The sequence below is a fragment of the Streptomyces sp. NPDC008001 genome, from assembly GCF_042958085.1.
Taxonomy (GTDB): Bacteria; Actinomycetota; Actinomycetes; order Streptomycetales; family Streptomycetaceae; genus Streptomyces.
Genome location: NZ_JBIBIZ010000014.1, coordinates 74,736 through 95,566, shown reverse-complemented (window position 1 = coordinate 95,566; position 20,831 = coordinate 74,736). Strand labels below are relative to the sequence as shown.

Annotated in this window: 19 protein-coding genes; 13 read left to right on the top strand and 6 right to left on the bottom strand. The window is 71.3% G+C overall.

Translation table 11 applies throughout. The annotated features are described in order from the left end of the window. Nucleotides 1-120 precede the first annotated feature (120 nt). The 6 genes from ACFZCD_RS31850 to ACFZCD_RS31825 all read left to right on the top strand — a co-directional run bounded on the left by ACFZCD_RS31850 (nucleotide 121) and on the right by ACFZCD_RS31825 (nucleotide 5,182). Nucleotides 121-1,299: an acetoin utilization protein AcuC gene (locus ACFZCD_RS31850; protein WP_391836530.1), complete on the top strand. Its 1,179-nt coding sequence runs from the start codon at nucleotides 121-123 to the stop codon at nucleotides 1,297-1,299. 162 nt (nucleotides 1,300-1,461) lie between these two features. Then, nucleotides 1,462-2,307 carry a phosphatase gene (locus tag ACFZCD_RS31845; protein ID WP_391836529.1) on the top strand — a complete coding sequence of 282 codons (846 nt, stop codon included), beginning with the start codon at nucleotides 1,462-1,464 and terminating at the stop codon, nucleotides 2,305-2,307. Between the two features lie 128 nt (nucleotides 2,308-2,435). Continuing rightward, nucleotides 2,436-2,645, top strand: coding sequence for a helix-turn-helix domain-containing protein (locus tag ACFZCD_RS31840; protein ID WP_067299677.1), 210 nt, complete (start codon nucleotides 2,436-2,438; stop codon nucleotides 2,643-2,645). 110 nt (nucleotides 2,646-2,755) lie between these two features. Next, nucleotides 2,756-2,854, top strand: a complete 99-nt coding sequence (locus ACFZCD_RS31835; protein WP_003948845.1) for a 30S ribosomal protein bS22 — start codon at nucleotides 2,756-2,758, stop codon at nucleotides 2,852-2,854. Nucleotides 2,855-3,068: 214 nt separating this feature from the next. Beyond that, nucleotides 3,069-4,115: an NAD-dependent epimerase/dehydratase family protein gene (locus ACFZCD_RS31830; protein WP_391836528.1), complete on the top strand. Its 1,047-nt coding sequence runs from the start codon at nucleotides 3,069-3,071 to the stop codon at nucleotides 4,113-4,115. Nucleotides 4,116-4,129: 14 nt separating this feature from the next. Further along, nucleotides 4,130-5,182 carry a lysophospholipid acyltransferase family protein gene (locus tag ACFZCD_RS31825; RefSeq protein ID WP_391836527.1) on the top strand — a complete coding sequence of 351 codons (1,053 nt, stop codon included), beginning with the start codon at nucleotides 4,130-4,132 and terminating at the stop codon, nucleotides 5,180-5,182. 85 nt (nucleotides 5,183-5,267) lie between these two features. Here the strand turns inward: ACFZCD_RS31825 and ACFZCD_RS31820 are convergent, their stop codons facing one another. The 4 genes from ACFZCD_RS31820 to ACFZCD_RS31805 form a co-directional block, all read right to left on the bottom strand. Next, on the bottom strand, nucleotides 5,268-6,470 hold the full coding sequence (locus ACFZCD_RS31820) for a DUF5667 domain-containing protein (protein WP_391836526.1): 1,203 nt from the start codon (nucleotides 6,468-6,470) through the stop codon (nucleotides 5,268-5,270). Between the two features lie 205 nt (nucleotides 6,471-6,675). Further along, the gene (locus tag ACFZCD_RS31815; protein ID WP_366090958.1) at nucleotides 6,676-7,512 is read right to left on the bottom strand and encodes an ECF subfamily RNA polymerase sigma factor, BldN family; all 837 of its coding nucleotides are present in this window, start codon (nucleotides 7,510-7,512) and stop codon (nucleotides 6,676-6,678) included. Nucleotides 7,513-7,976: 464 nt separating this feature from the next. Continuing rightward, a complete protein-coding gene (locus ACFZCD_RS31810) occupies nucleotides 7,977-8,924 on the bottom strand; it encodes an HAD family hydrolase (protein ID WP_391836525.1) in 948 nt (315 codons plus the stop codon). A gap of 127 nt (nucleotides 8,925-9,051) precedes the next feature. Next, nucleotides 9,052-9,330: a glutaredoxin family protein gene (locus tag ACFZCD_RS31805; protein WP_391836524.1), complete on the bottom strand. Its 279-nt coding sequence runs from the start codon at nucleotides 9,328-9,330 to the stop codon at nucleotides 9,052-9,054. A gap of 396 nt (nucleotides 9,331-9,726) precedes the next feature. Between ACFZCD_RS31805 and ACFZCD_RS31800 the strand changes: the two genes are divergently transcribed. The 6 genes from ACFZCD_RS31800 (at nucleotide 9,727) to ACFZCD_RS31775 (ending at nucleotide 16,181) form a co-directional block, all read left to right on the top strand. Beyond that, nucleotides 9,727-10,512, top strand: coding sequence for a redox-sensing transcriptional repressor Rex (locus ACFZCD_RS31800; protein ID WP_391836523.1), 786 nt, complete (start codon nucleotides 9,727-9,729; stop codon nucleotides 10,510-10,512). After that, the gene (locus ACFZCD_RS31795; RefSeq protein ID WP_391836522.1) at nucleotides 10,509-11,963 is read left to right on the top strand and encodes a glutamyl-tRNA reductase; all 1,455 of its coding nucleotides are present in this window, start codon (nucleotides 10,509-10,511) and stop codon (nucleotides 11,961-11,963) included. Before ACFZCD_RS31800 ends, ACFZCD_RS31795 begins: the two co-directional genes overlap by 4 nt. Continuing rightward, nucleotides 11,960-12,937 (top strand): hydroxymethylbilane synthase, encoded by a 978-nt coding sequence (hemC, locus tag ACFZCD_RS31790; protein WP_391836521.1) that lies wholly within the window; start codon nucleotides 11,960-11,962, stop codon nucleotides 12,935-12,937. Before ACFZCD_RS31795 ends, hemC begins: the two co-directional genes overlap by 4 nt. After that, nucleotides 12,934-14,592 carry a uroporphyrinogen-III synthase gene (locus ACFZCD_RS31785; RefSeq protein WP_391836520.1) on the top strand — a complete coding sequence of 553 codons (1,659 nt, stop codon included), beginning with the start codon at nucleotides 12,934-12,936 and terminating at the stop codon, nucleotides 14,590-14,592. The genes hemC and ACFZCD_RS31785 overlap by 4 nt, the downstream gene beginning before the upstream one ends. Beyond that, on the top strand, nucleotides 14,589-15,581 hold the full coding sequence (gene hemB, locus ACFZCD_RS31780) for a porphobilinogen synthase (protein WP_391836519.1): 993 nt from the start codon (nucleotides 14,589-14,591) through the stop codon (nucleotides 15,579-15,581). Before ACFZCD_RS31785 ends, hemB begins: the two co-directional genes overlap by 4 nt. A 135-nt stretch (nucleotides 15,582-15,716) precedes the next feature. Next, nucleotides 15,717-16,181, top strand: a complete 465-nt coding sequence (locus tag ACFZCD_RS31775) for an ATP-binding protein (protein ID WP_391836518.1) — start codon at nucleotides 15,717-15,719, stop codon at nucleotides 16,179-16,181. A gap of 19 nt (nucleotides 16,182-16,200) precedes the next feature. Here ACFZCD_RS31775 and argS read toward each other — a convergent pair whose 3' ends face one another. Next, the gene (gene argS / locus ACFZCD_RS31770) at nucleotides 16,201-17,985 is read right to left on the bottom strand and encodes an arginine--tRNA ligase (protein WP_391836517.1); all 1,785 of its coding nucleotides are present in this window, start codon (nucleotides 17,983-17,985) and stop codon (nucleotides 16,201-16,203) included. Nucleotides 17,986-18,145: 160 nt separating this feature from the next. Here argS and lysS point away from each other — a divergent pair, with 160 nt between their 5' ends. Further along, a complete protein-coding gene (gene lysS, locus ACFZCD_RS31765; RefSeq protein WP_391836516.1) occupies nucleotides 18,146-19,894 on the top strand; it encodes a lysine--tRNA ligase in 1,749 nt (582 codons plus the stop codon). Between the two features lie 124 nt (nucleotides 19,895-20,018). Here lysS and ACFZCD_RS31760 read toward each other — a convergent pair whose 3' ends face one another. Further along, the gene (locus ACFZCD_RS31760; protein WP_391836515.1) at nucleotides 20,019-20,735 is read right to left on the bottom strand and encodes a hypothetical protein; all 717 of its coding nucleotides are present in this window, start codon (nucleotides 20,733-20,735) and stop codon (nucleotides 20,019-20,021) included. Nucleotides 20,736-20,831: the final 96 nt, after the last annotated feature.

Sequence of the window (20,831 nt, the reverse complement as noted above, 5' to 3'; positions counted from 1 at the left end):
TGCATGGGGGACCGTGTGGGAGAGTAGGACGCCGCCGAACTATTATTAGCCTCAGGCCTGGGATATTTATCCCGGGCCTGAGGCTTTTTTGCGTTCCCGGCCCCTAGTAGCGTGGCGCCCATGAGCGGCCGTGCGCAGTTGATGTGGGACGAGGCGGTAACGGGTTACGACTTCGGGCCCGGTCACCCCATGGATCCGGTGCGGCTCGCGCTGACCATGCGGCTGGTCGAGGCGCTCGGGCTGGACCGTGCGCTCCGCGTCACCGCCGCCCGGCCCGCCGGCGAATCCACTCTGCGGCTGGTGCACCGCGAGGACTACACCGCCGCCGTACGGGCGGCTTCCGCCGACCCCTCCTCCGCCGACGGCTCCTACGGGCTCGGCACGGCCGACGTCCCGGCGTTCGCCGCCATGCACGAGGCGTCGGCCCTGATCGCCGGGCAGTCGGTGGGCGCCGCCGAAGCCGTATGGCGTGGCGACGCCCTCCACGCGGTGAACTTCGCCGGCGGACTGCACCACGCCATGGCCGGCGCGGCCTCCGGATTCTGCGTCTACAACGACGCGGCCCTGGCCGTGGCCCGGCTGCTGGAGCTCGGGGCCGAACGGGTCGTGTACGTCGACGTGGACGTGCACCACGGCGACGGCGTCCAGGCGGCGTTCTGGGACGACCCTCGCGTGCTCACGATCTCCCTCCACGAGCACCCCAGCACCCTCTTCCCGCAGTCCGGCTGGCCCGAGGAAACGGGGGCGCCCTCCGCCGAGGGCGGCGCCGTCAACGTGGCCCTGCCGGCGGGGACGGGTGACGCGGGGTGGCTGCGGGCGTTCCACGCCGTGGTGCCGGAGCTGGTGGCGGCCTTCCGGCCGCAGGTGCTCGTCACCCAGCATGGCGCGGACACCCACTTCGAGGACCCGCTCGCCCACCTCGCCGTCTCGCTGGACGCCCAGAGAATGGTCGCCGAGGCCTGCCACGACCTGGCGCACGAGCACGCGGACGGGCGCTGGGTGGCCCTGGGCGGCGGCGGGTACGCCGTCGTGGACGTCGTGCCGCGGTCCTGGGCCCACCTGGTGGCCATCGCGGCCGGGGCGCCCGTGGCCCCCGAGACGGCGGTGCCGGAGGAGTGGCGGGCGGAGGTGTTCCGGCGCACGCGGCAGTTGGGGCCGCAGCGGATGACGGACGGGGGCCGGCCCGTGTGGAAGGACTTCGTGGGCTCCGGTTACGACCCGGGGGACCGGCTGGACCAGGCGATCCTGGCGACCCGGCGGGCGGTGTTCCCGGCCCACGGCCTCCTCCCGCTCCCCTGAACCGGAGCTGAACCAGAGAACCAGAGCTGAACCGGAGCCCGTAGACGCCCGTTACCGAGGCGAGTCCCGCAACCCACCGGCCCCGTCCTCCCGTTAGGCCGACCGTGGGATCCCTGCGCGAACGCGTACCGCCCCGGGCCGGTTTCCGTCAGCATCGGAACCGTGCTGCCGTCCCAGCTGCCCGCCCCGCGCCCCCTCACCCCTGCCGCCCTCCGCTCGCACCTCCTGCGCTCCGGCCTCGCCGGCGTCGTATCCACCACCAGGGAACGGAGTCTGAGCCGGTATCGGATGTTCGTGGCCGGGGACCCCCGGGTGCTGCTCGGCCTGGAGCCCGAACGGGACTGGCGGCTGGGGGACTTGTTGCGGCTGATGGCCCGCACGTGTGGGGTTTCGGCCGATCCCGGCGTCACTTGGGGGCAGGATGTCATCGACCCCGACCGTACGATCGTGGCACTGAGTGCCTTTGCCGACCGGCTGGCGGCGGTGGCCGGGGCCGGGGCTCCGGTGCTGCTCGGGACCGGCCATCCGCACCGGCTCCTGGACTTCTACGCCGGGTTGGCCGCCGCCCTGTCGGCGGCGGGATGTCCCGTCCTCCGCCCGGCGCAGGGTCGAAGTGTCGACATAACGACCCGGTTCGGGGTACGTACCTACAACCTGGACTACGTTCGAGGCGTCGCGCTGGTGCGTGAACCCGGCGCGCGTGGGTGCGCAAGTGAGCCGGGCGTACATACGCATTCTCCGCTCCCGCTTCGGGTGGCCCTGGGTGCGGCGATGGACGGTGACGGGCCGCTTCCGGCGATGGTCATCGGGGATCACGGCTGGCTCTGCGGAGCAGGTCAGCTGGGCATTGAGGCCATCGGACCGGCCGATGCGGACGACCCCGCGCCGTTCGTCGGGCAGGCGGAGGGGCGGGTGTCCGTCGTCGTTCCGCTTGATGACACTGTGCGGTCTGATTACTACCGACCGCTTACTCGCTATGTACTCAATCGAGCGTGTCTGTCACAGTAGGCGGCCGATGGCTGCTCCTCTTCCCCACTCGCATCACCCGCCCCTAACCTGGGGAGTGAGCGCGCAGCGACGAAGAGTCACCGGAGGGGAAGCCGGTGCGCGTCATGTGCGGAAGGTTCAGGTGTGTCATGGCTGCTGGCGAGAGGCCTCTCAACGAGGTCGTGTTCCTGACCGTGGCGGAAGTCGCCGCGGTGATGCGAGTGTCCAAGATGACCGTGTACCGGTTGGTGCACAGCGGTCATCTGCCGGCGATCCGGGTGGGCAGGTCGTTCCGGGTCCCAGAGCAGGCGGTGCACGAGTACCTCCGGGAGTCCTACGTGGGGGTGGAAACAGCCTGACGGGGGCCCTGGATTACGCTGATCGCCCGGTGCCGGGTAGGCTGGCCCGATGTAGGTCGTGTGGGCTCGGACGCCCCGCACCGAGTGAATCGATGTAAGCGAGGGTAGTCGTGGGCTCTGTTATCAAGAAGCGGCGTAAGCGGATGGCCAAGAAGAAGCACCGCAAGCTGCTCAAGCGCACGCGCGTTCAGCGTCGCAACAAGAAGTAAGCGGCACGCCGCTGTGCTCGTCCCGCAGCCCTTCCACCGATCATGGTGGAGGGGCTGCGGTGCGTTGCGGTGAGTGAAGCCTCGGCTACGGCTTGAAATGTAGCTCCGTGCATCGACCGGTCATCACAGCGCAACAACGACCCGCTACGGTGGCCGCGGCAGCACCCCTCATGGGGGATCGTGGGCAGATCGTGGGCAGAGGAAGGCGCTGATCTTGGGCAAGGTCGTGCTCGTCACCGGAGTCGCACGGCAGCTGGGGGGCCGTTTCGTCCGCCGCATCCAGCGTGAGCCCGATGTCGACCGGGTGATCGGGGTGGACGCGGTGCCACCCGGACACCATCTCGGCGGGGCCGATTTCATACGGGCGGACATCCGCCATCCCAGGATCGCCCGGGTTCTGGCCGAACACAGTGTGGACACGGTGGTCCACATGGATGTGAACGGCACCCCGCTGGGCAAGCGCGGCAGCCGGGCCACGGTCAAGGAGACCAACGTCATCGGCACGATGCAGCTGCTCGGCGCGTGCCAGAAGACGCCTTCGGTGAAGCGGCTGGTGGTCAAGTCCAGCACCAATGTCTACGGGTCCGCGCCACGCGATCCGGCGATCTTCACCGAGACCACCCCGCCCAAGTCGCTGCCCAGCGGTGGCTTCGCCAAGGACGTGGTGGAGGTCGAGGGGTACGTGCGCGGCTTCGCCCGCCGCCGGCCCGACGTGGCGGTGTGCGTGCTGCGCTTCGCGAACATCCTCGGGCCCTGCGCGGACTCGCCGCTCGCGGAGTACTTCGCGCTGCCGGTGCTGCCGACCGTCCTGGGCTTCGACCCCCGGCTGCAGTTCGCCCACGAGGACGATGTGATCGAGGTGCTGCGGATTGCCTCGGGGGAGCCCCGCAGGGGCACGCTCAACAGCGGCACCTTCAACATCGCGGGTGACGGGGTGCTGCTGCTCTCCCAGGCGGCACGCCGTCTCGGGCGCCCCACGCTCCCCTTCTTCCTGCCGACCGTCACCTGGGTCGGCTCCGCACTGCGTTCGGTCGGCGTGACGGACTTCTCGCCCGAGCAGATCCGGCTGCTCACCCATGGGCGGGTCGTCCGGACCACCCAGATGCGCGAGACCCTCGGCTTCGACCCGCGCTACACCACGGCGGGGGCCTTCGAGGACTACGCGCGCAGCCGGGGGCCCGGGCTGCTGCCGCCCGAGACCCTTGCCCGTACCGTCGACCGGATCGCCGCGGCACTGCCTGCCGGCCGCGGCCAGAAGTGAGGAGCGCACCCACCATGGCGGACGCGAAGGTCATCCCGTTCGGCGGCGAGGAGCCGCGGTCCAAGCGCAAGACCAAGCGGACGGGGCGGGCCCGTACGGGCCGGACGTCGCCTCCCCTCGCGCCCGTACCGGCGCAGCGGCACCTGGACGGGGCGGAGGCCGACCGGGCCGCGTCCGAGCAGCCGGCGGCCGCGGTGGAGGGCGTGGGCGGGCAGGCCGCGGAGCCCGGTGGCTGGGACCGGAAGCTGGCGCACGGGCTGAGCTTCCTGCGGCGGCGGATCACCGGGGAGTACGAGGTCGACGAGTTCGGCTACGACGAGGAGCTCACCGACCAGGTCCTGATGTCCGCGCTGCGGCCCTTCTACGAGAAGTACTTCCGGGTCGAGGTGAAGGGCCTGGAGAACATCCCGGACAAGGGTGCGGCCCTGGTCGTGGCCAACCACTCCGGCACGCTGCCGGTGGACGGGCTGATGCTGCAGGTCGCGGTGCACGACCACCACCCGGCGGCGCGGCACATCCGGATGCTCGCCGCGGACCTGGTCTTCATGCTGCCGGGCGTCAACGAGATCTCCCGGAAGCTCGGGCACACCCTCGCCTGCGCGGAGGACGCGCAGCAGCTGCTGGAGCGCGGCGAGGTGGTCGGCGTGATGCCGGAGGGGTTCAAGGGGATCGGGAAGCCGTTCTCGGAGCGGTACAAGCTGCAGCGGTTCGGCCGGGGCGGCTTCGTGTCGACGGCACTGCGTGCCGGGGCGCCGATCGTGCCGTGCTCGATCGTGGGGGCCGAGGAGATCTATCCGATGCTCGGCAACTCGCGGACGGTGGCCCGGCTGCTGGGGATCCCGTACTTCCCGCTGACGCCGTCGTGGCCCTGGCTGGGGCCGCTGGGCCTGGTGCCGCTGCCGACGAAGTGGACGATCCAGTTCGGGGAGCCGATCCCGACGGACGGGTATCCGGCGGAGGCGGCGGACGACCCGATGCTGATGTTCAACCTGACCGACCAAGTGCGAGAAACGATTCAGCACACGCTCTACAAGCTGCTCGTGCAGAGGCGGTCGGTGTTCTTCTAGAACACCGACCGCCTAGGACACCGACCGCCTAGGACACCGACCGCCTAGGACACCGACCGCCTAGGACACCGACCGCCCCGAGGTGCTACTTCGCGTCCTCGCCGTGGATGCCCAGGCCCGGGAGGATGTCCGGGAGGACCGGCGGGATGGTGATGCTCGGCTGCTTGGACGGCTTGCTGTCCTTGCTGCGGGTCGAACCGTCCGGAGTGGCGCTGCCGGGGGTCGACGGGGGCTTCAGCAGCCCCGTACCGCCGAGGAGGCCCTCGTGCTCCTCATGGCCGCCCGGGGAGGCCGACTGCTGCGAACCACCGCCCGCGTGCTTGCCGCCGCCGGTGGCCGAGGCCGACGGCTGGGGTGCGTGGCGGGCCGTGCGCCCGGGCGTGCCGGGGTGGTCCGTGTCCGGCTGGGCCGGGGAGCCGTGCTTGCCGTGGTGGGCGGGCAGCAGGGACTGCAGCGGCTTGACCTCTTCGTCTATGGCGGAGAGGACCGAGGTCACTTCGGCTCCCACATCGGCCAGTTGGACCGGGAGCTTGTCGCGGAGCTGGCTCCAGCTCTCGCGGTGCGAGGCCGCGAAGCTGGAGAGCCGCTGGATGGGCCCGAGGGAGCGGTCGCGCTTGTAGGCGGTGTGGAGCAGGCGGTGGCCCTCGGAGGCGTCCTGCCGCATGCCCGAGAGGGTCCTGCGGATCTCGCCGAGGACCTCGTGGTCCAGATGGCCGCCGAGCTTGCCGCGCTCCATCAGGCGGCGGGCCTCCTGCAGGCGCGTCGAGGCCCGGTCGAGCAGCAGGCCGCCGCGGTCCGAGTCGTCGTCGGCCATGCCGAGCCGGAGATCCTCCATGCCGCGCTTGAGCGGGTAGAGCGAATCGCCGGGCAGGGCATTGGAACTGGCGGCCGCCACGCCGCCGAACGCGCCCGCTGCCACGCCCACGGTCAGGCCGCCCGCCGCGAGCCCCTTCGACCAGCGCGAGCGCGGCCGGAGCCGGCCCAGGGCGCGGTGGGCGCCGCGGCCCGACGGGCGGGACTTCTGCTCGGGGATCGCCGCGGAGTCACCCCCTGCGAAGTGGGTCTCCATGGCAGCGATGAGCTGCGCTCGCTGCACGGTCCTGGTCTCGGGGTCGAGCCCGGGACGGGGCAGTTCACCGAGCCGGCCCGTCAGGGCCAGCAGCCTGTCCCGCTCGGCGCCTTCGGCCGGCGGATCGGGCTCTGTGGCCGCCGTGCCCTGGACTTCCTGATGCTCCAGGGACTGGGCGAAGGCGTTCGCCCGCCGGTGCGCCGATACGTTCGCGATCACAGGCGGCACCTCCTCTCGTCATGACGGTCGACTCCTCTGAACACCTGGAGGGTTGCACGCCGTGATGAGCCTCCACTCGATCGAGTGAGTGGCTGCGGGCATGGCGTGACCGCAGGGAGTCTGCATCCCGCACAACGACCGGTGCGTCGGGCGGGTTACGCGTCCTGGACGATGTGACCGCGGGTGAGTGAACGGTCGCACATGGTTAACGGGCGTCGTCGGGGAGGAGGCGGGCCAGGGTGCGGACCGCGCGGTACTGGAGGGTCTTGATCGCGCCCTCGTTCTTGCCCATGACGCGGGCGGTCTCGGCGACGGAGAGCCCCTGCAGGAAGCGCAGGGTGACGCACTCCTGCTGCTGGGGGTTGAGCTTGCGCACCGCCTCCAGCAGTGCGGCGTTGGAGAGGGACTCCAGGACGGAGTCCTCCGGGCTGCGCTCGACCTCATTGGCGTCGAGCATCTCGCCGGTGGTCACTTCGAGCCGGAACCTTGACGACTTGAAGTGGTCGGCGACCAGATTGCGGGCGATCGTCACGAGCCAGGCGCCGAAGTCGCGCCCCTGCCACGTGAAGGTGCCGATGCGGCGGAGGGCCCGCAGGAACGTCTCACTGGTGAGGTCCTCCGCGGTGGCCCGGCCGCCTACCCGGTAGTAGATATAGCGGTAGACCGTATCGGCGTACTGGTCGTAGAGGCGGCCGAAGGCCTCGGCCTCCCCGGCCTGGGCGCGCTCGACCAGGTCGAGCATGCGGGCGCTGTCGCTGTCCGCGCTGGGGCGGCGCGTTGACGTGGCGGAGCCGGAGGACGCGCCGGACGGCGCGGTGGCCGCACCGCCGCGGCGGGCGGCTCGTCTGCCCACTGCCGCGCTGCTCTCGGCGAGGGCGTAGCAGGGGCCGGCGTGACCGGCGCGGCCGCCTCCTGCGGCAGGGGCGAGCGTGGCGAGGGCGGGGACGGCATACGCGGTGGGGACGAAGCCGCGCAGGCGGTCGAGGACCGTAGCGCGAAGCGTAGCCAGGCCCGAGGCGTCAACCCCGACGTGTGGGTACACGGGACTCCCAGAGGCAGAGCTTCCATCACGTGCAGTACGGAACCGTTCACTCGTCGTAGGGACAAGGGGGTACCGGTTTGCGTCTGAGGAGAATAACGCTTCGTACAGGCAGCACTACACCGAGTTGCTCAAATCATCGTTTCCGTTCGATCTCTTACCGGTTCGAGATCGATCAAATATCGAACTATGAAAGGAGGTTGAACAGATTTGGTCATGGTGTGGCCGAATGGGCGGCGTGTTGTGGCAATCCGGGCGGCGAAGGACTGGGGGGAAGGATGTGAGGGTATGAAGACAGGATTGCCTGAGAGTGACGGACGGCTACGCGCTGTTGTCGAACCCTCGTGGTGACCGCGCGGGTGGTGGCGCGAAGTGGACGGCGTGCCGCCGTGACAGGGCCGCCCCGGAGCCGCTAAAGGGCGGCGGCCGGGGCGGGAAGAGGGGCGGAGAGAAGGGGCGGGGGCGGGTCAGCGCCTGCGCCGGTGCAGCGCGACGGCCGCGGCCGCGCCACCCGCGAGGGCGCCCACGCCCGCCGCTGCCGGGAGGCCGACCTTGGCCGCCTTGCGGCCCGTGCGGTAGTCGCGCAGCCGCCAGCCGCGCTCGCGGGCGTGCTTGCGCAGCCGGCCGTCGGGGTTGACGGCGTAGGGGTGTCCCACGAGGGACAGCATCGGGATGTCGTTGGCCGAGTCGCTGTAGGCGGCGCAGCGCGAGAGGTCGAGCCCCTCGGCCGCGGCCAGGGCGCGGACGGCCTCCGCCTTCGCCGGGCCGTGCAGCGGCTCGCCGACGAGCCTGCCGGTGTAGACGCCGCCGATCGACTCGGCGACGGTGCCGAGGGCTCCGGTCAGGCCGAGGCGCCGGGCGATGATCGTCGCGGCCTCGACGGGCGCGGCGGTGACGAGCCAGACCTTCTGTCCCGCGTCGAGGTGGGCCTGGGCAAGCGCGCGGGTGCCGGGCCAGATGCGCTCGGCCATGTACTCGTCGTAGATCTCCTCGCCGATGGTCATCAGCTCGGAGACGCGGTGGCCCTTGACGATGGACAGGGCGCTGTCGCGGGCGTCCTGCATGTGCTCGGCGTCCTCGCCGGCCAGCCGGAACCACACCTGCTGCCAGGCGAAGCGGGCGAGCTCGCGCTTCTGGAAGAAGCGGCGCTTGTACAGCCCGCGGCCGAAGTGGAAGAGGGAGGCGCCCTGCATGACCGTGTTGTCGAGGTCGAAGAAGGCCGCGGCCCGCACGTCGCCGACGACGGGGAAGTCCGGCTCGGTGGGCCCGACGGGTCCTGGCGCGCCCTCGAGGGCGCTCTCGGCGGCGCTCTCCTGAGCGGTCTTGCGGGCTGCCTCCGCCGCGGCCTCGCCTGCCAGCACGCTGCGTGCGGTGGCGGAGCGCCTGCGCGGAGTGATCCATCCCAGTGCGGCCATGGCCCGAGCATAGCCAGTTTGTTCGGGGTAGCCGGAGTCGGGATGATTCCGGGGTGTGAACTTCCCTTGACGCTCCGGTTACGCCCGGCGGGTCCGCTTGCGGGAGGCGGGCCGCGGGTGCGGACGATCAGCCGGTCAGGGCCTTGCGCAGCCGGTCGGGGTCCACGCGCCAGAAGTCGTGCTGGGCGCCGTCGACGAGGACGACGGGGATCTGCTCCCAGTACTTGCGGTGGAGCTCCTCGTCCTGGGTGATGTCCTTCTTCTCCCAGCGGGCGCCCAGTTCGCCGCAGACCTCGGCGATGACGGCCTCGGCGGCGTCGCACAGGTGGCAGCCGGGCTTGCCGATCAGGGTGACCGTGCTGTCGGCGGGGTTCTTGCGGGGGCGGCGGCGCAGCAGGGGGGTCATGTCCGCCATTGTGCCCGCCCGGTGTGCGCATTCGTGCGCCTCCGTGCGCGCCCGTATGCAATCGTGCGCTTCCGGCTCGCTCAAACGTGCTGATTGGGTGCCTGAGTCGACTACCATCATGTGGCGATTTGTTGGTGTCCGGGGGTATCGAGTGAGGAGTGAGCGCCCGTGTCCCCGTCGACGCTCCTCCGGGCCGCGTGTGACAGGAGTGGCTGTCGAGGTACTGCGGCCTTTGGTTCCCGGATAGGGCCGAAAGGCCGCGTGACCCCGGTCACTTTGGCCGGGCAAATCGGACACCATCTTTGTGCACGCGTTCACAAAGGCATAGCCTGCCTGGGACGGGGCGGTCCTGGGACGAGGCGCCGCCCGCAGCCCCGCTCTACCCGCAGGAGCACCGTGGCAACTGGCCGAACTCACCGACCGGCGACCCGAAGCCGAGGGATTCCCGAGGCCACCGTCGCCCGGCTTCCGCTGTATCTGCGTGCGCTGACCGCGCTCTCCGAGCGCTCGGTGCCCACGGTCTCCTCCGAGGAGCTCGCGACCGCGGCGGGCGTCAACTCCGCCAAGCTCCGCAAGGACTTCAGCTACCTCGGCTCCTACGGCACCCGCGGGGTCGGCTACGACGTCGAGTACCTCGTCTACCAGATCTCCCGCGAGCTCGGCCTGACCCAGGACTGGCCGGTCGTCATCGTCGGCATCGGCAACCTGGGCGCGGCCCTCGCCAACTACGGCGGCTTCGCCTCCCGCGGCTTCCGCGTCGCGGCCCTGATCGACGCCGACCCCGCCATGGCCGGCAAGCCGGTCGCCGGGCTGCCCGTCCGCCACACCGACGAGCTCGAATCGATCATCACCGACAACGACGTCTCCATCGGCGTCATCGCCACCCCGGCCGGCGCCGCCCAGCAGGTCTGCGACCGGCTCGTGGCCGCCGGCGTCACCTCCATCCTCAACTTCGCGCCGACCGTGCTCTCCGTGCCCGACGGCGTGGACGTCCGCAAGGTCGACCTGTCGATCGAGCTGCAGATCCTCGCCTTCCACGAGCAGCGCAAGGCCGGCGAGGAGACCACCCCCGCGCAGGAGCCCGCCGCCGCCGTGCCGCCCCGCTCCGGCGCGGCCGTGCGCACGCCCGCGGGCGGCAGGAAGGGACCGGACGGGGACGTGCCCGCCGTGATGCCGGCATGAGCCTCCTCGTCGTCGGACTGAGCCACCGCAGCGCACCGGTGAGCGTGCTGGAGCGCGCCGCCCTCGCGCGCGAGGCGCAGGCGAAGCTGCTGCACGACACCCTCGCGGCCGAGCCCGCCACCGAAGCCGCCGTGCTCGCCACCTGCAACCGCATCGAGCTCTACGCCGACGTGGACAAGTTCCACGCCGGCGTCGCCGAGCTGTCCACGCTCCTCGCCCAGCACACGGGCGTCGGCCTGGACGAGCTCACCCCCTATCTCTACGTGCACTACGAGGACCGGGCCGTCCACCACCTCTTCTCGGTGGCGTGCGGACTGGACTCGATGGTCGTCGGCGAGGGTCAGATCCTCGGCCAGATCAAGGACGCCCTCGCCCTCGGCCAGGAGCTGCACACCGCCGGCCGGCTGCTGAACGACCTGTTCCAGCAGGCCCTGCGGGTCGGCAAGCGCGCCCACAGCGAGACCGGCATCGACCGGGCGGGCCAGTCCCTGGTCACCTTCGGGCTGGAGCGCCTCGCCGGCGGCACGCCGCTGGGCGACTGGGCCGGCGGCAAGCGGGCCCTCGTCATCGGCGCCGGCTCGATGTCCTCCCTCGCCGCGGCGACGCTCGCCCGCGCCGGCGTGGCCCACGTGGCCGTCGCCAACCGCACGCTCGCCCGCGCCGAGCGCCTCGTGGAGATCCTCCTGGAGCCCGGCGGCCGCTCCGCCGCCGGCTTCACGGCCTCGGCCGTGGAGATGGCCGCGGTCCCGCAGGAGCTCGCGCTCGCGGACGTCGTCGTCAGCTGCACCGGCGCCATGGGCGTCGTCCTGACGGCCGGCGCCATACGCGACGCGCTGGCGTCCCGCCCCGACGGGGCCGCGGGCAGCGCGGACCAGGACCGTACGGACGGCAGCTGCCCGCTCGACTCCGCCTGCGGCGACACCGGCCGCACGGGCGTCCGCCTCGCCCTCCTCGACCTCGCCATGCCCCGCGACATCGACGCCGCCGTCCACCGCCTGGACGGTGCCCGGCTCGTCGACATCGAGTCGCTCGCCGAGGCCTCCGCCGACGCGCCCATGGCCGCCGACGTCGACCAGGTGCGCACCATCGTCTCCGACGAGGTCGCCGCCTTCGGCGCCGCCCAGCGCGCCGCCCACATCACCCCCACCGTGGTCGCCCTGCGCACCATGGCCGCGGACGTCGTCGCGAGCGAGATCGCCCGCCTCGACGGCCGCCTGCCCGACCTGGACGACAAGCAGCGCGCGGAGATCACCCAGACCGTGCGCCGCGTCGTCGACAAGCTCCTCCACGCGCCGACCGTGCGCGTCAAGGAGCTGGCCTCCACCCCCGGCGGCGCCGGCTATGCCGACGCGCTGCGAGAGCTCTTCGACCTCGACCCGCAGGCGGTCGCCGCCGTCAGCCGGGCCGACTCGCAGGCCGGTACGCACAACACGGCACGGGAGCCGGCATGAACGACACCCCTTCGCGGCCGCTGCGCCTCGGCACGCGCCGCAGCAAGCTCGCCATGGCCCAGTCCGGGCAGGTGGCGGAGGCCGTGCGGCAGCTGACCGGCCGCCCGGTGGAGCTGGTGGAGATCACCACCTACGGCGACGTCTCGCGCGAGTCCCTCGCGCAGATCGGCGGCACCGGCGTCTTCGTCTCCGCGCTGCGCGACGCGCTGCTCGCGGGCGAGATCGACTTCGCCGTGCACTCCCTCAAGGACCTGCCGACCGCGCAGCCCGACGACCTGGCCCTCGCGGCGATCCCGCCGCGCGAGGACCCGCGCGACGTGCTGATCGCCCGCGACGGCCTGACCTTCGAGGAGCTGGCAGGGCAGCCGGCCGTTGCCCGCATCGGCACCGGTTCCCCGCGCCGCATGGCCCAGCTCAACGCCCGGGCCCGCGCGCTGGGCAAGGCCGTCGAGACCGTGCCCATCCGCGGCAACATCGACACCCGGATCGGCTTCGTCACCGATGGCGAACTGGACGCCGTCGTGCTGGCCGCCGCAGGCCTGTCGAGGATCGGCCGCAGCGCCGAGATCTCGCAGTACCTGGAGACCGACGCAGTTTTGCCCGCCCCCGGTCAGGGGGCCCTGGCGATCGAGTGCGCCATGACCAACGCACCGCTCGCCGCCGCGCTCGCCGAGCTCGACGACCCGTACACCCGGGTCGCCGTGACCGCCGAGCGTTCCCTGCTCGCCGCCCTGGAGGCCGGCTGCTCCGCACCCGTGGGTGCGCTGGCCGACCTGTTGGCCGACGGGCAGGTTGTCACCGAAATGCGCCTGCGGGGCGTCGTCGGCACGACCGACGGCAAGACGCTGGTGCAGCTGTCCACCACCGGCCCCGTGCCGTCGTCCCGCGAAGAAGCCGTGGCCATGGGCCGCGAACTCGCCGCTGCGATGCTCGACAAGGGTGCGGCCGGTCTTATGGGGGAGCGAGCACTTTGAACCCCACCGCCCCGAACCACCCCGTGCACGGGCACGTCACCTTCCTCGGTGCCGGCCCCGGAGACCCGGGACTGCTGACGCTCCGCGCCGTGGAGGCGCTCGCGGCCGCGGACGTCCTGATCGCCGATCCGCAGGTGCTCGACGTGGTGCGCACGCATGCGCGCGCCCATGTGGACATGCCTGCACAGACGGTTACTGACGAGGCATCAAAAACCGTCGGCACCCCGGAAGTACCCGTCCTCAGGGACACCGCCAATCTTGTCATGACGGCCGCACGCAGCGGCAAGCGGGTCGTCCGTGCCGTCCTCGGCGACCCCGGCCTCGACGGCGACGCCGCCGGCGAGATGCTCGCCTGCGCCTCCGAAGGCATCACCTTCGAGGTCGTCCCCGGCGTCGCCACGGCCGTCGGCGTGCCCGCCTACGCCGGAGTGCCGCTGCGCGACGGCAAGGGCGCCGACGTCCGCTTCGTCGACGCCCGGACGGCCTCCGCCACCTGCTGGTCCGAGGTCGGCGCCAGCGAGGTCACCGCGGTCGTCTCCACCACCCTCGACACCGTCGTCTCCGCCGCCGGCGAACTGGTCTCCGCCGGCCGCGGCCCCGACACCCCGATGACCGTCACGGTCGCCGGCACCACCACCCGCCAGCGCACCTGGACCGCCACCCTCGGCACCATCGCCCAGGTGCTCAAGGCCGCCAAGGTGCTGCCCTCCGCCGACGGCGCCCAGCCCGTCATAGCCGTGGTCGGCGAGCGCAGCGCTGCCGGGCAGCGCGACCGGCTCTCCTGGTTCGAGTCCAAGCCCCTCTTCGGCTGGAACGTCCTCGTACCGCGCACCAAGGAGCAGTCCGCCGCCCTCTCCGACCAGCTCCGGTCCTACGGCGCCGTGCCCAGCGAGGTCCCCACCATCGCCGTCGAGCCGCCGCGCACCCCCCAGCAGATGGAGCGCGCGGTCAAGGGCCTGGTCACCGGCCGCTACGAGTGGATCGCCTTCACCTCCGTCAACGCCGTCAAGGCCGTGCGCGAGAAGTTCGAGGAGTACGGGCTCGACGCGCGCGCCTTCGCCGGCATCAAGGTCGCCGCCGTCGGCGAGCAGACCGCCAAGTCGCTCATCGAGTTCGGCGTGAAGCCGGACCTGGTGCCCAGCGGCGAGCAGTCGGCCGCCGGTCTGCTGGAGGACTGGCCGCCCTACGACCCGGTCTTCGACCCGATCGACCGCGTCTTCCTGCCGCGCGCCGACATCGCCACCGAAACCCTGGTCGCCGGCCTCATCGAGCTGGGCTGGGAGGTCGACGACGTCACCGCGTACCGCACCGTCCGGGCCTCGCCGCCGCCGGCCGAGACCCGCGAGGCGATCAAGGGCGGCGGCTTCGACGCCGTCCTGTTCACCTCCTCCTCCACCGTGCGGAACCTCGTCGGCATCGCCGGCAAGCCCCACAATGTCACCGTCATCGCCTGCATCGGCCCGGCCACCGCCAAGACCGCGGAGGAACACGGCCTGCGGGTGGACGTGCTGTCGCCCGAGCCCTCGGTGCAGAAGCTCGCCGAGGCGCTCGCGGACTTCGGCGCGGCCCGCCGCGACGCCGCCCTCGAAGCCGGCGACCCGGTCACCCGCCCCAGCGAGCGACGTCCCGGATCGCGTAGAAGGGCACGGAGTTGAGCACCACCTACGGCACGTTCCCGGGGTCCCGGCCCCGGCGACTGCGCACCACCCCCGCCATGCGCCGCATGGTCGCCGAAACCCGGCTGCACCCGGCCGACCTGATCCTCCCCGCCTTCGTGCGGGAAGGCATCACCGAGCCGGTCCCGATCTCCGCCATGCCGGGCGTCGTCCAGCACACCCGCGACACCCTCCGCAAAGCGGCCGTCGAAGCGCTGGAGGCCGGCGTCTCCGGGATCATGCTCTTCGGCGTGCCCGAGGAGGCCAAGAAGGACGCCGCCGGCACCGCCGGCACCGACCCCGACGGCATCCTCCAGCTCGCCATCCGCGACGTGAAGGCCGAAGTCGGCGACGACCTCGTCATCATGTCCGACCTGTGCCTCGACGAGTTCACCGACCACGGCCACTGCGGCGTCCTCGACGCCGCCGGCCGCGTCGACAACGACGCCACCCTCGAGCGCTACGCCGAGATGGCCCAGGTCCAGGCCGACGCCGGCGCCCACGTCGTGGGCCCCAGCGGCATGATGGACGGCCAGGTCGGCATCATCCGCGACGCCCTCGACCAGACCGGCCACGAAGACGTCGCCGTCCTCGCCTACACCGCCAAGTACGCCTCCGCGTTCTACGGGCCCTTCCGCGAGGCCGTCGGCTCCTCCCTCCAGGGCGACCGCAAGACCTACCAGCAGGACCCCGCGAACTCCCGCGAGTCCATCCGCGAACTCGCCCTCGACCTCGCCGAAGGCGCCGACATGGTCATGGTCAAGCCGGCCATGCCCTGCCTCGACATCCTCGCCAGGATCGCCGCGACCGTCGACGTACCCGTCGCCGCGTACCAGATCAGCGGCGAATACGCGATGATCGAAGCCGCCGCCGCCAACGGCTGGATCGAGCGCGACCGCGCCATCATGGAGACCCTCACCGGCATCAAGCGCGCCGGGGCGAACATGATCCTCACCTACTGGGCGACCGAGGTCGCACAGCAGCTCTGACGACAGCTCCGACGAGCAGCCCGGCGAAGCCGCAACAAGGGCCGGTGCCCGGGGGAATTCCGCAGAAACAGTGGAAAGCCCCCGGGCACCGGCCCTAGCTTGTGGCGCACACCGACCCCCCGCGGAGACGCGCCCATGAGCACCGACCCAGGGCTCCCCGACAGCTGGGAGTACACCCTCCAGGTCCCCTCCGACCCGCTCGCCCCCTGCATCGCCCGCCGCACACTCCGCACCATCTTCGAAGAACACGGCTTCGCCCGGCTGGCCGAGACCGCCGAACTCCTCACCTCGGAGCTGGTCACCAACTCCTACCGGCACTCCGAAGGACCCGCCTCCGTACGCGTCAGACGCGAAGGCAAACACAGCGGCGTACGCGTGACCGTATGGGACACCAACCCCGCCCTGCCCGGCCTGCAGATCGCCCCACTGCCCCGCACCGACGCCGAGGAAGGCCGCGGCCTCGCACTCGTCATGCGCTGCGCCGACAGCTGGGGAGGCTTCGCACTCCGCCGGCAGCCCCAAGGACTCACCGGCAAACTCGTCTGGTTCGAACTGGGCGGGAACGACGACAGGGGCGGGCCCGGCGGGGAAACCGCCTGACCCGCCCCCGCGCCACGTGTTACAGACGCTCGGGCGTCCGGATGCCCATCAGGTCCATGCCCTGCCGCAGCGTGCGCGCCGTCAGGTCGCACAGGAACAGCCGGTTCTCCACCTGGGCCGCGTCCTCGGCCTTCAGGACCGGGCACTGGTCGTAGAACGCCGTGTACAGCGAGGCCAGCTGGTAGAGGTAACCGGCCAGCTTGTGCGGCGCGTACTCACCGGCCGCCTCCGCCACCGTCGCCGCGAACTGGTCAAGGTGCAGACCCAGCGCCCGCTCGGCCGGAGCCAGCGCCAGCTCCGGGTGCGCGACCGGAGCGGCCTCCCCCGCCTTGCGCAGGATCGACTGGATGCGCGCGAACGCGTACTGCAGGTAGACCGACGTGTCGCCGTTGAGGGACACCATCTGGTCCAGGTCGAACTTGTAGTCGCGAGCCGCCGACGTCGACAGGTCCGCGTACTTCACGGCGCCGATGCCCACCTGCGAGGCGCGCTCCGCGATCTCCTCCTCCGTGAGGTCCTGCGCCTTCTCACGGACGATCGCAGCGGCGCGGTCGACGGCCTCGTCCAGCAGGTCCATCAGCCGGACCGTCTCGCCCTCACGCGTCTTGAACGGCTTGCCGTCCTTGCCCAGGACCGTGCCGAAGCCGAGCTGCACGGCCTTGACGTCGTCCGTCAGCCAGCCGGCCCGGCGGGCCGTCTCGAAGACCATCTTGAAGTGCAGGGACTGGCGGACGTCCACCACGTACAGCAGGGTGTCGGCCTTCAGGTTGAAGACGCGGTCACGGATCGCGGACAGGTCGGTGGCCGCGTAGCCGAAGCCGCCGTCCGACTTCTGCACGATCAGCGGGACCGGATTGCCGTCCGGGCCCTTCACGTCCTCGAAGAACACGCACAGCGCACCCTCGGAGCGCACCGCGACACCGGACTCCTCCAGCATCCGGCACGTCTCCGCCAGCATGTCGTTGTAGCCCGACTCGCCGACGATGTCCTCGTCGCGGATCTCGACGTCCAGCTTGTCGAACACCGAGTAGAAGTAGATCTTCGACTCGTCGACGAACCGCTGCCAGAGCGCGAGGGTCTCCTCGTCGCCCGCCTGCAGGTCCACCACCCGGCGCCGGGCGCGCGCCTTGAACTCCTCGTCCGCGTCGAAGAGCGCGCGCGACGCCTTGTACAGGCGGTTGAGGTTCGACATGGCCTCCTCGCCGGAGACCTCCCCGCCGGCCTTGTGGTCCAGCTCGTGCGGGTGCTCGATCAGGTACTGGATGAGCATGCCGAACTGGGTGCCCCAGTCGCCGATGTGGTGGCGGCTGATCACCTTCTCGCCCGTGAACTCCAGGAGCCGGACGACCGAATTGCCGATCACCGAGTTTCGCAGGTGGCCGACGTGCATCTCCTTGGCCACGTTCGGCTGGGCCCAGTCGATGACGGTCGTGCCGGGCCGCTCCGCGAGCGGCGCGCCGAGCCGCTCGTCCGCGGCGCGCGCGGCGAGGGTCTTCGTGATCGCCTCGTCCGTGATCGTGATGTTCAGGAAGCCGGGGCCCGAGACCTCGACGTCCTTGATCAGATCACCGGCCGGCTCCGCGCCGGAGGCGCTGATGCGCATGGTCTCGACGACCTTGCCCGCCAGCTCGCGCGGGTTGCCCCCGAGCTTCTTGGCCAGCGCCAGCATCCCGTTGGCCTGGAAGTCGGCCCGGTCGCTTCGGCGCAGCAGCGGATCGGCGGCACCGGCCTCCGGCAGGGCTGCCGAGAGGGCGTCCGCGATGCGCTGGTGGAGCGAAGAAGCGAGAGAAGGAACCGAAGCCATGGGAAGGTGCCATTCCAGTAGGCGGCATGTGATGGTCCCGCCGATTATCCCATGCGCCTACCACGGCCCCCGCGGTAATTTCACCGGAGCCGGGCAACCCCGGAGCCACCCCTCCCGTCTGGGACAATGGTCATGCCAGGACCGTAAGGAAGGAAGTGCCGTGGCTCAGGCTCAGAGCACCGAGGCCGACTGGGTCTCCCGTTTCGCCGACGAGGTCATTGCCGAAGCGGAGCGCCGGGCCCCCGGCAAACCGATCGTCGTCGCCTCGGGTCTGTCGCCCTCCGGCCCGATCCACCTCGGCAACCTCCGCGAGGTCATGACCCCGCACCTGGTCGCCGACGAGATCCGCCGCCGCGGCCACCAGGTCCGCCACGTCCTCTCCTGGGACGACTACGACCGCTACCGCAAGGTGCCCAACGGCGTCCCCGGCATCGACGAGTCGTGGGCCGAGCACATCGGCAAGCCGCTGACCTCCGTCCCGGCCCCCGCCGGCTCCGCCCACCCGAACTGGGCCGAGCACTTCAAGGCCGCCATGGTCGCCTCGCTCGCCGAGCTCGGCATCGAGTACGACCCCATCAGCCAGACCGAGCAGTACACCTCGGGCGTCTACCGCGAGCAGATCCTGCACGCGATGAAGCACCGCGCCGACATCGACGCGATCCTCGACCAGTACCGGACGAAGGACAAGGCGACCGGCCAGCCCAAGAAGCAGGGCCAGAAGCAGCAGCAGAAGCCCGTCGACGAGGCCGAGCTGGAGGCCGCCGAGGGCTCCGGCGCCGCCGCCGAGGACGACGGCAGCGGCTCCGGCTCGGGCTACTTCCCGTACAAGCCCTACTGCGGCGTCTGCGAGCGCGACCTGACCACGGTCACCGCGTACGACGACGAGAGCACCGAGCTCGCCTACACCTGCGTGTGCGGCCACTCCGAGACCGTCCTGCTCAGCGAGTTCAACCGCGGCAAGCTGGTCTGGAAGGTCGACTGGCCCATGCGCTGGGCCTACGAAGGCGTGATCTTCGAGCCCTCCGGCGTGGACCACTCCTCGCCCGGCTCCTCCTTTGTCGTCGGCGGCCAGATCGTCCGCAAGGTCTTCGGCGGCGAACAGCCGATCGGCCCGATGTACGCCTTCGTCGGCATCAGCGGCATGGCCAAGATGTCGTCCTCCAAGGGCGGCGTCCCCACCCCGGGCGACGCCCTGAAGATCATGGAAGCGCCGCTGCTGCGCTGGCTCTACGCCCGCCGCAAGCCCAACCAGTCCTTCAAGATCGCCTTCGACCAGGAGATCCAGCGGCTCTACGACGAGTGGGACAAGCTGGAGGCCAAGGTCGCCGACGGCACCGTCCTGCCCGCCGACGCCGCCGCCCACACCCGCGCCGCCCGCACCGCCGCCGGCGAGCTGCCCCGCACGCCGCGCCCGCTGCCGTACCGCACGCTCGCCTCCGTCGTCGACATCACCGCCGGCCACGACGAGCAGACCCTGCGCATCCTCAGCGACCTCGACCCGGCCAACCCGGTCACCTCCCTCGACGAGGTCCGCCCGCGCCTGGACAGGGCCGAGCACTGGATCAACACCCAGGTCCCGGCCGAATCCCGCACGATCGTCCGCTCCGAGCCCGACACCGAGCTCCTCGCCTCGCTCGACGAGCAGGGCCGCGAATCGCTGCGCCTGCTGCTGGAGGGCCTGGACGACCACTGGTCGCTCGACGGCCTCACCACGCTCGTCTACGGCGTGCCCAAGGTCCAGGCCGGCCTGGAGCCCGACGCCAAGCCGACCCCCGAGCTCAAGGTCGCCCAGCGGTCCTTCTTCGCCCTGCTCTACCACCTGCTGGTGAGCCGCGACACCGGCCCGCGCCTGCCCACGCTGCTGCTCGCCGTGGGAGCGGACCGGGTCCGCAAGCTGCTGGGTTCGTAACCTCCGGCCGCACGAAGACGCCGGACCGGCTCGATCAGGATCGAGCCGGCCCGGCGTCTTCGCGTAGCGGCGCAGTGCGCTGGTTCGCTGCGCTGCTGGTCCGCGGTGCTACTTGTTCGTGGTGTTACTTGTTCGCGGCGGCCACCGCGGCCACGGCCTCCTTCGCCGCGTCCTGCGCACCCTTGGCGATCTCGTCCGCAGCCGGGTTCTTCGCACCCTGGAAACCGGCACCGCTGTACTTCACCGTGACCACGACATTGCCCGTACGCGCCACGACCGTCGCGTTGCGGTAGTCGTCGTCGTCCTTCTTGGTGTCCGTGGCGACCAGGCTCGCGCTCTCGCCGATGCCGTCGGCCTTGTCCGTCTTCGCGTCCTTGGCGCCGTCGGCGGTGGTCGCCTTCGTCACCTGCTGCTCGGCGAACTTCTCCGCCCGCTTCTCGCCCGAACCCAGCGTCGGGTCCGACGACAGCCGCTTGAACGAAACGGTCAGCGAACGGAACTGCAGGTCCTTGACGTCCTCGTCGTTCAGACCGTTCCAGAAGCAGCTCGCCGAGTCGTTGGCGTCGCTGGTGGGGAGGGCCTCGCCCTCCTTCTTCTTCGCCTTCGGCACCAGCTTGTCGATCGTCTTCTCCCCGATGGTCTTGCAGACCTCCGGCGGCAGCTTGGCGAACGTGGCCGCCTTCATCGAGGGAGAGGAACTCGGCGCCGACGCCGAGTGCGACGCGGACGGCGACGCCTTCTTGGCACCGCCGTCGTCGTCCGAGCAGCCGGTGGCGACGAGCATCACCGGTACTGCGGCGCAGGCGAGGAGTCGGGCGAGTCGCGGGGCTGTTCGGTGCATGGGTCCTTCGCTCGTTCGGTGTCGAGGGGCGGGACGCCTGGGGCGCCACACCCTGTCTGGTCGGCCTGTTCTTTGTCGGCACGGTACGCGGCCGAC

What these genes read in the sequence shown, in the direction of transcription:
- argS (WP_391836517.1), bottom strand. Translation starts at nt 17,985, where the DNA reads ATGGCTTCGGTTCCTTCTCTCGCTTCTTCGCTCCACCAGCGCATCGCG.
- ACFZCD_RS31805 (WP_391836524.1), bottom strand. Translation starts at nt 9,330, where the DNA reads ATGACCCCCCTGCTGCGCCGCCGCCCCCGCAAGAACCCCGCCGACAGC.
- ACFZCD_RS31810 (WP_391836525.1), bottom strand. Translation starts at nt 8,924, where the DNA reads ATGGCCGCACTGGGATGGATCACTCCGCGCAGGCGCTCCGCCACCGCA.
- ACFZCD_RS31795 (WP_391836522.1), top strand. Translation starts at nt 10,509, where the DNA reads ATGAGCCTCCTCGTCGTCGGACTGAGCCACCGCAGCGCACCGGTGAGC.
- hemC (WP_391836521.1), top strand. Translation starts at nt 11,960, where the DNA reads ATGAACGACACCCCTTCGCGGCCGCTGCGCCTCGGCACGCGCCGCAGC.
- ACFZCD_RS31775 (WP_391836518.1), top strand. Translation starts at nt 15,717, where the DNA reads ATGAGCACCGACCCAGGGCTCCCCGACAGCTGGGAGTACACCCTCCAG.
- ACFZCD_RS31840 (WP_067299677.1), top strand. Translation starts at nt 2,436, where the DNA reads ATGGCTGCTGGCGAGAGGCCTCTCAACGAGGTCGTGTTCCTGACCGTG.
- ACFZCD_RS31760 (WP_391836515.1), bottom strand. Translation starts at nt 20,735, where the DNA reads ATGCACCGAACAGCCCCGCGACTCGCCCGACTCCTCGCCTGCGCCGCA.
- ACFZCD_RS31825 (WP_391836527.1), top strand. Translation starts at nt 4,130, where the DNA reads ATGGCGGACGCGAAGGTCATCCCGTTCGGCGGCGAGGAGCCGCGGTCC.
- ACFZCD_RS31850 (WP_391836530.1), top strand. Translation starts at nt 121, where the DNA reads ATGAGCGGCCGTGCGCAGTTGATGTGGGACGAGGCGGTAACGGGTTAC.